We start from the raw sequence: 16,062 nt of genomic DNA, 5'->3' as shown, positions 1-16,062 counted from the left end.
CCTAGGTTGAGATGAAAAAGTACAATACAGGTAGAACATAGGTAAAACATTTACTTACCTTCAGAGTATTTTTAGATTTTAATCAACTATCAATGTATTTAAAATGTTGATTATAAAATAGTTAAAATGTTATTAAAAGAATTAAGTTGAATTCAAAATCCAGTTCCTTTGGAGTGTGGGTTCGATTCCCACCTCGAGTACAGATTAGGCTTGATAAATTATTATCAAGCCTTTTTTTATTTTCGTTTGTGAGGAACGTATTTATTTTTTGAATAAATACAATTAATAAAAGCTTCGCAGCAATTTTGTAGGACTATTTTCATTTTTAATTGCCCTGATTTATCTAGTATACTCTCTAAGTTTTGATTTCAATTTTTTGCTTAAATCAGTTTTCATAATTAACATCTGCACAAAACTCTTTTTTGTATCGTAATTACCTTGAAATCAACAAGCTTTGAAGTTATTATCACTTCACTTTAATGGCCTGCATAGCCTATATTATCAAGAAAACGTTAAAGATTATTAAAACCTTTCATCGATTATCCGATGTTTCACAACAAATGATCGATGAAATACAACATATTTTCCTTTTAACGGATGGTAGTAGATATGTTTGAATATTCTTACACCTTAAGAACAACCTCATTTTTTTGACTATGAACATACTTCTAGCCCCCGAAAAAAAAGGAAATTTTCTCTTGTTTTTTCTGTTTTTGCTCATTTCATTTCAGTTGAGCTACGCTCAGAATTGTTCAGTCAATGCGGGGATACCAGAGACAATCTGCGAAAATGATGGAACGTTTACCTTGTCTGGATCCTCCTCTGGACTTGTTCAAACCGGACCGGTATGGTCACAAGTTGGGGGCCCGTCTGTGATTATCAATGCACCTACCAATCTAAATACTGGAATTACAGGTCTAGTAGGGGGTAACACCTATACATTCAGACTTAGTGCTACCTGTACCGATGGAACACCACAATTTCAAGATGTAGATATCACCGTGGAACCTATTACCACATCCAATGCAGGAAGTAATATTGCTTCTTGTCCAGATAATACCGGAATAATTACAACAAATGCAAATGCTCCACTTAATGCTGGTGAAACTGGCTTATGGACTATTGTTGGAAGTAATAATGCTGGGGTGACCATCAATTCCCCGACCTCCCCGACAACAACTTTAAATTTAGCAGAAACGAGTGCAGGAAATACCACCCTACAATGGACTATAACCGGTGTAGACTATGCGCCAGGACAATTTTGTGAGTCATCATCAACAATAACCGTTACCAATTATGGTGGCGTATCAGTGGTAGATGCAGGTGCTACCCAAAACTTGGACAATTGCTACACAGTAACGCAATCTACCAATATGGCGGCAAGTTTTGGAGGGAACAATATTAATGGTCAGGTGGGAACATGGTCTTTTGTTAGCGGCCCCAATGCGCCGACTATTGCAAATGCAACCAGCAATAATACAGGTGTTTCTAACCTTATAGAAGGGACCTACGAATTTAGATGGTCCGTGAGCGGCCCATGTGCCAATGGGCAAGATACGGTAACAATAAATGTTGATCCTGCCACCCAAGATATTTCAACCGCCACAATTCAAGATGATAACATACGTTACTGCGATGCTGGTATTACCACAGCCACTTTAGTGGGTTCTACACCACAATTTACAGGAGAAACTGCCGAATGGACTCAAACTTCAGGTCCAGTCGCCGGGGTTAATATCCTTAATCCAAATTCCAGTACCACCCAAATTTCAGGCTTGGATGGCAGTAGCACTTATGAATTCACCTATACCATAGCAAATTCCACAACACTTTGTAGTGATTCTGCGACTGCTACAGTGAGATATTCAACCAATCCTGTATCAATTACAGCTAATCCTGCTGGTGGAGGTAACGATATTGTTGCCGCATGCGGCGTAACAAGCGTAGATATTCCCTTTGCGACAACCGGAAACGGAACCAATACGTATAGTATAATTAGTGGACCAAGTGGTTCAGCCTTGGTTGACCCAAATAACTTTTCAAATACAGGAGGCACGCCTTTAACTATAAATTTTGATGTTGAAGGAACCTATACCATATTATTACGAAGAGCTTTAAGCGGAACGATTCAAACTGGATGTAATGTGGCCACCGATGCAATTAATGTGACAGTTGCCCTAACACCAACAGCTTCCAATGCAGGAACCGACCAAACATTAGCATGTAATGTTACGGATACGGATATCACAGGAAATATTGTGGTTGTTGGAAATTCATTATGGTCCCAGATTAGCGGACCCAATACCGCTACAATTGCAAGTCCATATTCTAGAACTACAAATGTTTCAAATTTAATTCCTGGAACGTACAGTTTCCAATATGGAATTTCAGGAGGTAGTGCCTGTTCGCCATCAGCGGAGGACATTGTTGAGATAGTGGTATCATCAGATGTGGCAGTAGCAACGGCAGCGGGAGTAGATCAGACCATTTGCTTTGGTGCACCTACACAATTGGATGCCAATGCGCCGCCATCATCAAACTTAGTGGGTACTTGGACGGTAGATACAGCTCCTGTAGGAGCAAGTATTGTTTTTGAAGATGAAAATGACCCAAAAACATTGGTATCTGGATTAGATGATCCAAATGAAACGTATATTTTTCAATGGACCATTGCCAATCCAAATGACCTAACCTGTCCCAATCCGGGAACAGATACCGTAACTATTTTTACCAATGCTACGCAAGGACCAACCCTGGCTGATGCAGGTCCAGATCAATGCCTAAGTACGGGCTCTACTACGGTTACCTTGGCGGGGAATCAGCCTGCAGGGGACGAAACAGGCACATGGACTGCAGTACCTGCATTGGGAATTGCATTTGATAATAGTAACCAGTTTGATACAGATGCTACCATTACTATAGAGCAGAGTTATACACTCACATGGACGATAGAAAAAAATACGCCAGGATGCCAAGCAACCACTGATGATGTGGAAGTTACCGTTGGGCCAAGTGCAGTTTCCAATGCCGGACCGGATCAATCGGAATGCCAAGCTGTTTTCACTATGGATGCTACCGGTTCTGTTGGAAGCAGTGGTATTTGGACACAGGTTTCTGGTCCAGGAGGATTCTCTTTTGATGACGATACTAGCCCAACAGCACAAATTACATTTACTTTTTCAGGGCAGTATATTTTTGAATGGACTGCTAACAATGGCACCTGTTCAACGGATACGGACCAAGTAATTTTAAGCGTTGGGATTCCACCAACAATAGCTGCGGTTACAACAGCTACGGAAACGATTTGTTCAGCAACAACTATTACCCTAGACGGAAATCCATTTAACAGCGATATTGAAACAGGATATTGGACACTGCTTTCCGGAGCGCCTAATACACCTACTTTTTCAAATGTTAATGACCCAAATGCCATGATTTCAGGAATGGTATCAGGGACATACACATTTAGATGGACCATAGCTGGCGATAGCAATTGTCCCACAACTTTTGCTGATAAAACTGTGAACGTTTTTGTTCCAGCGGATGCCGGCCCTGACATGGAGCTATGTCAAGTACAAAACTTTTTGTTGGAAGCCACATTTGGATCTACTGGTACTTGGACTCAAATATCAGGACCATCAACAGCAACAATATCACAAAACCCAGTAAATAGCAATGTTGCTGAAATAAGTAACATTGTTTTTGGTTTTCCTTATAGATTTCGATTTACAACGGATTACCCCGGTTCCACAGGTTGTGGAAATACTTTTGACGAGATTGTTGTGGAATCAAGTGGATTGCCAACGATATTACCAGATGCAGGCCCTGATCAACTTTTATGTATTGGGGATTTGGCTGTAGCCAACCAAACTACTTTGGCAGGAAACACCCCTCCAGATGATGTAGACGAAGCTACATGGAGTTTTACGGAACAACCTGTGGGAAGTACAGCAGTAATCACCAACGTTAACGACCCTACTTCTACAATTACTGGATTGACCATACCTGGAACCTATATCTTGGAATGGAATTTTGAATCAGGATTTTGTTTTAATACGTCAGATGTGGTTCGTATTGAAGTATACGATGTTCCATCTACAGCAGATGCAGGTCCAGACCAAAACAATGCATGTCAGTTAGATGCACAATTAAATGCGGTAGTGCCAACTTCTGGAACAGGAACTTGGACACTTACCACGGACCCTTCCGGAGGTGCGGCTGTGATAGATAATTTAAATTCACCCACATCCACCTTATCAAATATTACAGCAACCGGAACATACGTTTTAACTTGGACGGTTGCTCATAATGGAATTGCATTTGTAGATAGTCCATCTGCTTGCGACCCTTCAACAGATACAGTAAGCATAACATTTCCTGCAAATGCCCCATCAACGGCAGACGCTGGACCTGATCAAGAACTTTGCGCTGCCACCCAGACCAATATGGCAGCTACATCTGTTTTAGTGGGGACAGGAACTTGGACACAAACAGCTGGCCCAGGATTTGGAGGTGCTCCGGGAACACTTGCCAATATCGTCACACCAAATAGCGAAACAACCTTAATTGATACTTTAGAACCGGGCACTTATGAATTTACATGGACTGTTGTTAATGGTGGGTGTTCGTTTACGGATACCATGGAAGTGGTCATTTATGCAGATCCTATTAGCACAAATGCAGGTATAGACCAATCATTAAATCAATTTTCTACCGTCACTTTGGCTGCAGATGCAGCAACAGTGGGAATAGGGACATGGACTCAGGTTTCTGGACCAATCACGGTAGGTTTTGTGAATGAGAATGATCCAAATACCGAAGTCTTTGGTGCAAATTCTGGTATCTATGTTTTTGAATGGACAGTCTCAAATGGAATATGTACTCCAGTATCAGATACTGTAGAAGTCTCTTTAGTAGGGATTGATTTAGAACTTACAAAATCAGTTTTACCTGCATCAGCAAACCCTGGTGATACTGTAACGTTTACTTTGGATGTATTCAACAATGATGCATCCAGTACATCTGATGCTACCGGTGTAAGCGTACGGGATGTTATCCCTTCAGGATACTCTTTGGTGCCTGGAACAGTAAGTAATGGTGGAATATTTAATGTAGGAGATTTATCCATTACATGGTCCAACCTTTCTGTTTTGAGCGGGGCTACAACGAGTTTAACTTTTGATGTAACTGTTAATGCTTCCGGGGATTATGTAAATACAGCTGAGATTACCGCCAATGATACTTTTGATATCGATTCAACGGTAAACAATGGTCTGGCTGGTGAAGATGACCAAGATACTGCAGAAGTCACAATTACTTCTGCTGACTTAAGTCTCTCCAAAGATATTAGCGCATCGTCAAGTTTAACACCAAATATTGGTGATACCGTAGTTTTCGAATTAACAATTACGAATGCTGGTCCAGATACCGCAACAAATATTACCCTTGAAGATATAGTGCCTTCCGGATTCACTATAGGAACCATAAATGATGGAGGAACCAATTCTGGAGGAACCATAAGTTGGAATATAGGGTCATTGGCAGTAGGAACGACTACCGTATCTTATGAAGTAACCGTAAATGCACCTACTGGCGCCTCCAATGAATATGTAAATACCGCGGAAATTACTGCGGTGGATCAATTTGACCCCAATAGTGCACCCGCCAATGATGATGGAAATCAAAGTGAAGACGATGAAGATTCTGTGTCTTTGACCGTTTTGGAAGAGGCAGATTTAAGTATTGCAAAAAATATAATAGTTGGATCTACAACGCCAAACATAGGTGATATGCTAACTTTTGAGCTTGTTATATCCAATTCTGGTCCAAATAATGCAACAGGTGTTTCCGTTGAAGATGTGCTACCTGCTGGATTTACGCTCGCTGCGGTAAATGGCGGAGGTTCTTTACTTGGAAATACTGCCAGTTGGGCCGGACTGTTTATTCCTTCTGGCGGAAATATTGCATTAACTTATCAAGCATCGGTGAATACCCCAACGGGTACTCCGGGAGAGTATACCAATAGTGCACAAATTACGGCAAGTGACCAACTTGATCCAGATAGTGACCCTACAGTAGGCCCTGGAGCGGATGATCTAGGTGATGCCATTGCGGATGATGATGAAACGAGTTTGACCATAACACCGCAAGTTGCGAACCTTTCAGTGGATAAATCAGTAAGTGATACAACTCCAGATATTGGAGATGTAGTAACATTTACGGTTCAAGTTGACAATGCTGGACCTAGCATTGCAACTAATGTATCAATTGAAGACCAGGTTCCTTCGGGTTACACTATTGTTGGTGGCTCGGTTTCTAATGGCGGAATATTTAACCTTGGAGGGTCAGAGGTTATTTGGACTTTGGCAAATGTGCCTTTAACAGGAACAACACTTACATATCAAGCTACTATAAATCCTCCCACAGGAGCCGTTGGAGAATATGTGAATGTAGTTGAACTTACAGCTGTGGACCAATTTGATCCAAACAGTGCGCCTAACAATGATGATGGAGATCAAGATGAGGATGATGAAGATGCGCAGACAGTTGTACCAACTGCTGCAGATTTGAGCTTGGTAAAAGATATAAGTGCTGCTTCAAGTGCTACGCCGAATGTTGGGGACACGGTAATTTTTGAATTAACGATTACCAATGCTGGTCCAGATACTGCTACCAATATAGTTTTAGAAGATATTGTTCCTTCTGGCTATACCTTGGGCACAATCAATAATGGAGGATCTGCGATTGCAGGCACTTTTTTAACATGGAATATTGCTTCATTGGCAGTAGGCTCAACAACTGTTTCTTATGAAGTAACAGTAAATGCACCTACAGGAAGTACAGATGAATATTTAAATACTGCTGAAATAGCTGCTGTAGATCAGTTTGATCCGGATAGTGACCCAGGAAATGATGACGGCGATCAAGATGAGGATGACGAAGACTTTTTTGTGGTAACACCTCAAGTAGTTGATTTAGAATTGGAGATATTGGCAAGTAACACAACACCAGATGTTGGTGATGTAGTCACCTTTACAATCAATTTGAGCAATCTGGGAGATGTTAGTGCTTCTGGAGTTTCTATTGAAAATCTAGTGCCTCCAGGATATGGAAGTATTACAGGAATAAGCAGTGGAGGGACCTTTAGTATTGGTTCTGGAATAATAACGTGGACAGGACTCACTGTTCCTTTGGGCACAAATACAACAGTACTTACATTTAATGCGGAAGTGTTAACCCCAACTGGTGCTTCTGGTGAATTTACACATATCGCCGAAGTAACAGCAAGTAACCAGTTTGATGTTGACAGTACTCCAAATAACGATTCAGGGAACCAGAGTGAAGATGACGAGGATGCTGTTACTGCAGCACCAATACAGGCTGACCTTTCCTTAACAAAAATTGTAGTTGATAATGACCTCACGCCCAACGTAGGAGATGAAATAAGTTTTGAGATAACTGTTTCGAACATTGGGCCAGGGGACGCTACCAATGTAGTTGTAACGGATCAATTACCCACTGGCTTTGATTATGTTTTATACAGCGCGACGGCAGGAATCTATAATGACACCACAGGAGAGTGGCAAGTGGGAACAGTAGCTGGTGGAACATCAGAAACGATTATCATTGATGTTTTAGTAAATGCTACAGGAAACTATATCAATACTGCTCAAATAACGGCTTCAGATGCTTTTGATATTGATTCTACCCCAAGTAATGGAGTTTTAGCAGAAGATGATCAAGACGAAGTGGTAATCAATCCACAAGCATTAGTGGACATTTCTTTGACCAAGGATGTGGATAATGCCAATCCTGATGTAAATACCAATGTGGTGTTTACTTTGACGATTGCCAATGCAGGACCTAGTGATGCCACGTCCGTTGAAGTGACCGATTTACTTCCATCAGGATTTACATATGTTTCCGATAATGGAGGTGGAGATTATACTAGTGGTACTGGTGTTTGGGATGTAGGAGCTTTGTCAAGTGGAGCTACAGAAACCTTGAATATTACTGCAACCGTTAATGTTACTGGTAATTATACCAACATTGCAGAAGTAACTGCGCATGACCAACAAGACAGTGATTCTACACCAAACAATAGTGTGGCTGGAGAAGACGACCAAGATGATGCCGTAGTTAATGCTAGACCTTTGGTCGATATTTCAGTAACAAAAATTGCTGATAATTTAACACCGAATGTTGGTGATCAAATAGTGTTTACAGTTTCGGTATTAAATGATGGTCCAAATGATGCAACCAATGTTGTGGTAACCGACTTCCTAGAATCCGGTTACGAGTTCGTAAGCGCAGTTCCAACCAATGGAGTTTACGAACCTTTAAATGGATCATGGACAATAGGCAATTTGGCCAATGGAGCCTCAGAAACTATTGTTATTACAGCCAATGTACTTCCCAATGGGGACTATACCAATATTGCCGAATTAACAGATTTGACAGAAACGGATATTGATTCCGAGCCTGCAAACAACGATGATACAGAAGATGATCAACAAACCATAGAACCTATTCCAGTATTGGTGTCCGATCTTGTTTTACGCAAGGCAGTGGATATTCTAAGTCCATTAGTGGGTGAAGAAGTGATTTTTAGTGTTAGCATTTCTAACAACGGACCAAGTGATGTTACTGGTGTAGAAGTTTTGGATTTGCTCCCTTCTGGGTATACCTACGTATCGAACAACAGAACAGCTGGAGTATATACCCCAGCAACTGGTATTTGGGATTTGAATGGAGTAATACCCAATGGAACTACGGAAACATTAAACATTGTTGCAACAGTAAATTCTACTGGTGACTACTTCAATGTTACGGAAGTGTTCTCTTCTAATAACTTGGATCCAAACTCTACTCCAAACAATAACAACATTTTTGAAAACGATCAAGATAGTGCAGGAACAACACCTATCCCAGCTTCGGATTTAGCATTGACCAAGACCGTGGACAATGAATTTCCAGATGTTGGTTCAAACGTGACCTTTACCGTCACTTTGACCAACGATGGGCCTAGTGATGCCACAAACGTTGTGGTTTCAGATGCATTGCCATCAGGATATACCTATATCTCTGATGATTCTGGAGGAACATACAGTTCGGCCAGTGGATTATGGAATGTAGGAGCGGTTCTGGCAGGAAATAATGCTGTTTTGAATGTGATAGCTCAAGTTAACGCTACTGGAAACTATGTGAATAGCGCAGAAGTAATAGCTGCCATACAATTAGACCCTGATTCCACCCCTGGGAACAATGTGCTGGCAGAGGATGATCAAGATGAACAATCCACAACACCTAGAGCAGTAACCGATATTTCAGTAACTAAAACTGCGGATAACCTTAGTCCATTGGTAGGAGACCAAATAGTGTTTACTGTAACGATAAACAATGCTGGCCCAAATGACGCTTCAGGTCTGGTGATAGAAGATGCTTTGGCATCTGGATACAGTTTTGTGTCCGCAACAACTTCTTCAGGTATCTATGATGGTATTACTGGTGGGTGGGCATTGTCCAACATTGCAAATGGAGCTTCAGAAACATTGCAGATTACTGCTTTGGTTTTGGCCAGCGGTGATTATAGAAATACGGCAGAGTTGATTGCTTTGGACACTTTTGATCCTGATTCAACGCCTAACAATAAACTAAATTCTGAAGACGATCAAGATACGGTTGTTCCAGTTCCTGATGGACTTGCAGATTTATCATTGACCAAAACTGTGGACAATCCAACGCCAAATGTTGGTGATGTGGTTGAGTTCACTTTAAATGTCAACAATAATGGATCAAGTGATGCAACGGGTGTAGTGATTACAGATTTGTTACCACTTGGTTATACATACCAATCCCATATCACAACTGCTGGAGTCTATGATGCTAATACTGGAATATGGAATATCAATGGGACTATTTTAAATCAAAGTACAGAAACATTGGTCGTGCTAGCTACAGTAAATACACCAACAGGAACTACTGATGAATATTTGAATGTCGCAGAAATAACTGCAAGCGATTTAGCAGATCCGGATAGTAATATAAATCAAAGTATTGATGTGGATGACCTTTCAGATGGAATTAGCGATGATGATGAAGCCATTGCTTTTGTAACGCCGCAGACTACGGATATAGCGATTACAAAAACCGTGGATAATGGCTCTCCAAAAATTGGTGACCAGGTTGTTTTTACCATTACAGCTAGCAATCAAGGGAATCTATCTGCAACCAATATCGGTGTGGCGGAGCAATTGCCATCAGGATACCGATTGATTACTTCGCAAGCTTCGGATGGAGTTTATGATGAAATCTCAGGCTTTTGGGAGATTGATAATCTAGACGCTTTAGAAACAGCGAACCTACAGCTCACCGTTGAGGTGTTAGACATTAACGATTATGTAAACACGGCAAGTTTGGCCTTTGTAGATCAGTTGGATGTAAACAATGCCAATGATACCGATCAAGCATCAGTAGAACCTTCATGTTTGACCGTCTATAATGAGTTTTCACCAAATGGCGATGGTGTCAACGAGTTCTTTAAAATTGACTGTATCACAAGATACCCCAACAATTTGCTTCAGGTGTATAACCGCTGGGGCAATATTGTATACGAACAACGCTCCTATAACAATGACTGGGATGGAACCTCTACAGGTAGAGCAACAGTACAAAAAGGAGATTTACTACCAGTAGGCACCTATTATTATGTGCTGGACCTTGGAGACGGCTCGGAGCCCAGAACGGATTGGTTATACATAAACAGATAGAAAGGATGGGCACAAGTACAGTCAAAAAAGCACAAAGAATGAAAAAGCAATTACAATATATCTGTTTACTCGCACTACTGTTCACAAGCTTTATAGCTTCTGCACAACAGGATCCGCAGTTTACGCAGTATATGTACAACACATTAAGTGTAAACCCTGCTTATGCAGGTTCACGCGGACATCTTACAGCACTTCTCATGCATCGTTCGCAATGGGTAGGTGTCAATGGTGCACCAACCACTCAAGTTTTAGCGGTCGATGGACCAATGGGTAACAATGTTGGCTTGGGACTTGTGCTTTCGCATGATGGTTTAGGACCTTCTTCGGAGGTTTTTGTGGATGCTAATTTTTCATATACCGTGAAATTGGATGACACAGGCAAAAAACTTTCATTTGGCCTTAAAGGAGGGGGGAGATTGTTCAATGTGGATTTTACCAAAGGATTGGTTGAAAATCCAGATGTGGCATTTCAGAATAATATTGAAAACAAGTTTTTTCCAACAATAGGAGCAGGAGTGTATTATCATACTACCAGCAGTTATTTAGGTCTTGCTGTTCCCAATTTCTTTTCAGAAGATCATTACGATGGGCAAGAACAGGAAATTGCTTCGGAACGGTTACACTATTTCTTGATTGGCGGAAAGATTATTGATTTAACCCCAGATATCAAGTTTAAACCGGCCTTTTTTGTAAAGTGGGTACCGGGCGCACCTGTTATTGCAGATATTTCCGCAAACGCCATGCTTATGGAGACTTTTACCGCAGGTTTGGCCTACAGATGGGACGATTCCTTCTCAGCACTTTTAGGGCTTCAAATATCCCCTGACTTAAGCGTGGGTTATGCATACGATCTTACAACATCAGATTTGAGAAGTTACACCAGTGGCACGCACGAAGTGTTCCTGAGATACGAGTTTAAAACGGTAGAAAAACGAATTAAATCTCCTAGATTTTACTAAGATGAAAGCTATAAAAACCAATATAGTTGTACTTTTTTTATTGTTGGGGAGCATGATGCACGCCCAGTTACAGTACAATGATGCCGATATAAATTTTGACAACCTGTTATATGTAAAGGCAGCAAAACAATATGAGAGTATTGTACAAAAAGGAGATGATTCCCAGCATGTATTGCAACGTTTGGGGGATGCCTACTTTTTCAATACTGATATGGAGAATGCGGCTAAATGGTATGGGGTATTATTTTCAAAATATGAGAACATCCTTTCACCTGAATACGCTTTCAGATACGTGCATGCACTTAAGGGAGTTGGAAATTACAAGCTGGCAAAAGCCATTATGAAAATCTATACCCAAAAATTGGATACATCAGACTTTACGGTAGATCAATTGAAAAACAATGATAAAGCCTTGGATGAGTTACTGAACCGACAACCGCAATTCTATATCTCCAATTTGGCCATTAATACGCCAGTCGCAGATTTTGGACCGATGTATTATAAAGATAAAATTGTGTTTTCTTCAAGCCGAGACTCATTAAAATATGAGACACGGGTTTATGAATGGAACAAACAACCCTATTTGGATTTCTTTATGGCCGATACCAATGACCTTGGTTCAGATTTGGCTGAAGTAGTTCAATTTTCAGAAATATTGAATACCAGATACCATGAGGCAGTAGCAACTTTTATTCCCGAAGGGAATGTGATGTATTTTACCAGAAACAATTATGCAAACAAAACCTTGGGTAGAGATGGAGAAGGCACCAATCATTTAAAAATGTACACCTCCCAGCTTCAAGGTGGGGAATGGACAGCCGCTATCGAAGTATCGTTTAATAGTGATGCATATTCTGTGGGGCAGCCGGCCTTAAGCCCAGATGGGCGATTTCTTTTCTTTGTTTCTGATATGCCAGGAAGTATTGGGGGCACCGATATTTTTATGGTAGAGATTCATAAAGATGGTAGTTTTTCGGAACCCAGAAATCTAGGGCCAACCATTAATACAAGCGGTAGGGAAATGTTTCCTTACGTCACAGAAGAAAAACTCTATTTTGCTTCAGACGGGCATTTAGGTTTTGGTGGCTTGGATGTTTTTGAGAGTGAATTGGGAAGAAATGGGTTTGAAACTCCCAACAATCTTGGGAAACCATTAAATAGCAATAGGGATGACTTTGCCTATATTGTAAATGAGGCATCACAACGCGGTTATTTTTCATCCAATAGAGAAGGAGGCAAAGGAGATGATGATATATATTCCTTTCAGCGATTGGAAGAAGCTTGTGAACAGACTGTAAAGGGAAGTGTCATCAGAAAAGCCAATGCCCAGCCCATTGTAAACGTTATAGTGGAACTTGTTTCTGCAGATGGTGCTATTTTGGGAAAAACAAGCACAGATCCCTACGGAGCATTCAGTTTTGAAAATATTTTGGAGTGTGAAGTGGCTTATGAAATTAGAATTGCCAAGCAAGGGTTTTTATCCAATGCGGCAGGATTCAATACAACCAATGAAAAAGATTTTGTGAATACTGTTCCGTTAGAAATTACCAAGGAGCTTAACAAGCTTATTGTACGGGAAAATGGGGTGTTAAAAATTAAGATTGACAATATTTATTTTGATTTGAACAAGGCGGATATTCGTTCAGATGCAGCTCAAGAATTAAATAAGATTGTAGAGGTAATGAAAGAATACCCGAAAATGGTCATCAAAATTGAAGCCCACACAGATTCCAGAGGAAGTGACCGTTATAACGAAACCTTATCAGACAAAAGAGCAAAAGCTACGGGAAGCTACATTATTTCTCAAGGGATAGAAACCAATCGCATAGAAAGTGCAATTGGGTATGGAGAGAAGGTGCTGTTGAACCAGTGTAGCAATGGGGTTAAGTGCACTAATGAAGAACATGATGTAAACAGAAGATCAGAATTTATCATCGTAAGATTGCAGTAAAGAACAATTACCAACCTAAATACACCAAGCCTTCAACGAAAGTTGGAGGTTTTTTTGTTTAAAGTAGGTTTTGATGCAACCCTTAGTTTTTTGATTTGTCTTTGGAATAAATGAAATAGGATTATTTTTAGCTGTCATTGAATAACCGTCCAGAATTTTTGGAAGCAAACGTACGTTTTACGCACCAAGCTTTGGTAGAGCAAAGCAAAACAGGGAACCAGAATGCCCAGTACCAATTGTATAGGTTATATGTGGATGCCATGTTCAATGTAGCTATGCGGTTATTGACCATAAGAGAAGATGCTGAGGATGTGCTACAAGAAAGTTTTGTGGAGGCATTTAAGAAGTTGGACACTTTTAGATTTGAAAGCACTTTTGGGGCTTGGTTAAAGCGGATTGTAATCAATAGAAGTATTAACCATTTAAAAGCAAAACGGTTGTTGCTATCATCCTTGGAGAATGAAGGTGAACCTATAGAGGATGAAGAAATTGGAGGCAATCAAAATTTTGAAATAGAGAAAATAAAAATGGGATTGGGACAATTGCCCGAAGGGTATAAACAGATAATAACCCTGTATCTGATAGAAGGTTATGATCATGTGGAAATTGGAGAAGTATTGGGAATAGCCACTTCAACCTCCAAGTCCCAGTACCATAGAGCAAAAAAGAAACTTATTCAAATTGTAAATGAACTGTAATGGACAATTTTGAAAAATATATTAAGGAGAACAAACAAGCTTTTAATGTCCATAAGGTGGACAAGGACAAGCTTTGGCAAGGCATAGCTTCGCAATTGGGAGAAGAAGAAAAAGGAAGGGTAATCCCTTTATGGAAATCGAGCAAGTTTCGAATTGCAGCTTCCGTGATTTTGCTTCTGGGAATGTCGTTGACCGCTTTTTTATTGGTGAGCAGTCCTGTTTCTCAAGGGATGGGTGGCTATGCCAATGAGGAACTGTTTGAAATAGATATGCACTACAAAAATTTGGTGTATCAACAAGTACAATTAGTACAGAACCATCCAAAACTAGCAGCAGAAGACAAAGAAGAATTTTTATCCTTTATGGATGAGTTGGATGAGGAATATGAACAATTAAAGCTAGAAATGCAGCACAATTTTGACAATGAGCTAGTCTTGGAAGCCATTGTAAACAATTATAAAAAACGCATTGAATTGATTGAGAATTTGCTCAAACAGATCAACGCTTCTAAAAATGAAACGGATTATGAGGGGTACATACTATAAAAATGCACTACTGAGCACGCTCTTGTGTTTTATGGCATTTATGGCTATTGCACAAAGTGAGCGCTCTAAATCATGGGAGAAGAGCTATGACTTGCCCGCAGCGGGGACTGTCCATATAGAAAACAAATATGGCGATGTAGTTGTTAATGGCTGGGATAAAAATGAATTGAAAATTGCCATTGCCATAAAAGTAACCCATAGAAAGGACGAGAATGCAAGGAAATTACTGGATAGAATCCGACCAGAGGTGACCTTAACAGGAGACTTTGTTAAGATTGTATCAGAGATTGCAGACCGAAGCACTAGCATATTTGGCAGGTACCTGAATAAGGCCAATCCGTTCGATTTTGATAAGTCCAATATTCAAATAGACTATAAGGTCTATATGCCTAAAAACGCAGAATTGAACATTACCAACAAGTTTGGGGATATTATCATAAGTGCTTGGGAAGGGGATTTAGATGTCAATTTACAGCATGGAGATATATGGATCAATGATGATGTGTCCACGGCTAAAGTTGATATGCGTTTTGGAAAACTCAATTTTGGAAAAATTGGCTACGGAAATATAAAAATGAGTAATGGTTCTATAGATATTGAAGATGCCCAAAAGCTTAAAATTATTAGTAGTGGCAGTGATATTAAACTAAAGAAAGTATCCAAGCTAGAATTATACTCCAGTAAAGATGAGGTCAGTCTTGAACAAATAGGAAGTTTGCGGGGAGACTTTAAATTTTCCAATGTAGATATTGCTAGCATAGATACTGAAATGTTTTTAACACTTAGAATTGCTGAGGTGGAGATTCATGACATTCAAAAGTCGGATGCCCAGATTGATATTGTTCAAGAATCTTCTGAGCTTAATATGAATGTTTCTGGATTGTCCTTTGACTTTAGGGCAACATTGGAGCAGGGGCTGCTACGAGTTCCAAAATCCTTTGACAATATTAAAACTGATGTTACCAATCCGGGAAGAAAGATTAGAGATATTTCGGCTACCTATGGTGCTGGATCAAAAGGTGATTTTTCCATTAATGGTATAAAAGGTGTAATTGTACTTACAGATTAACCATTTGGTAATGGTTCAATTCAAAATAATTTAAAAAAAAATTAGCAGACATGCAACCTTTTAAAAATACA

Annotated in this window: 6 protein-coding genes; all 6 read left to right on the top strand. The window is 40.1% G+C overall.

Features of this window, described 5'->3' with window-relative positions:
* The first annotated feature begins 656 nt into the window (after positions 1-656).
* The gene (locus FVB32_RS03135; RefSeq protein ID WP_147741124.1) at positions 657-10,769 is read left to right on the top strand and encodes a PKD domain-containing protein; all 10,113 of its coding nucleotides are present in this window, start codon (positions 657-659) and stop codon (positions 10,767-10,769) included.
* A 38-nt stretch (positions 10,770-10,807) separates the two neighbouring features.
* Positions 10,808-11,728, top strand: a complete 921-nt coding sequence (locus FVB32_RS03130) for a PorP/SprF family type IX secretion system membrane protein (RefSeq protein WP_246139821.1) — start codon at positions 10,808-10,810, stop codon at positions 11,726-11,728.
* A 1-nt stretch (position 11,729) separates the two neighbouring features.
* A complete protein-coding gene (locus FVB32_RS03125) occupies positions 11,730-13,679 on the top strand; it encodes an OmpA family protein (protein WP_147741122.1) in 1,950 nt (649 codons plus the stop codon).
* A 158-nt stretch (positions 13,680-13,837) separates the two neighbouring features.
* Positions 13,838-14,377 carry an RNA polymerase sigma factor gene (locus FVB32_RS03120; RefSeq protein ID WP_187269532.1) on the top strand — a complete coding sequence of 180 codons (540 nt, stop codon included), beginning with the start codon at positions 13,838-13,840 and terminating at the stop codon, positions 14,375-14,377.
* Entirely contained in the window at positions 14,377-14,922 is a 546-nt protein-coding gene (locus FVB32_RS03115) for a hypothetical protein (protein ID WP_147741121.1), read from the top strand. Before FVB32_RS03120 ends, FVB32_RS03115 begins: the two co-directional genes overlap by 1 nt.
* Positions 14,903-15,991: a hypothetical protein gene (locus tag FVB32_RS03110; protein ID WP_147741120.1), complete on the top strand. Its 1,089-nt coding sequence runs from the start codon at positions 14,903-14,905 to the stop codon at positions 15,989-15,991. The genes FVB32_RS03115 and FVB32_RS03110 overlap by 20 nt, the downstream gene beginning before the upstream one ends.
* The last annotated feature ends 71 nt before the right edge of the window (positions 15,992-16,062 follow it).

The sequence above is a fragment of the Flagellimonas hymeniacidonis genome (assembly GCF_008040165.1).
GTDB lineage: Bacteria > Bacteroidota > Bacteroidia > Flavobacteriales > Flavobacteriaceae > Flagellimonas > Flagellimonas hymeniacidonis.
The sequence above is the reverse complement of the archived record's forward strand: the minus strand, read 5'-3'. Positions and strand labels throughout refer to the sequence as shown.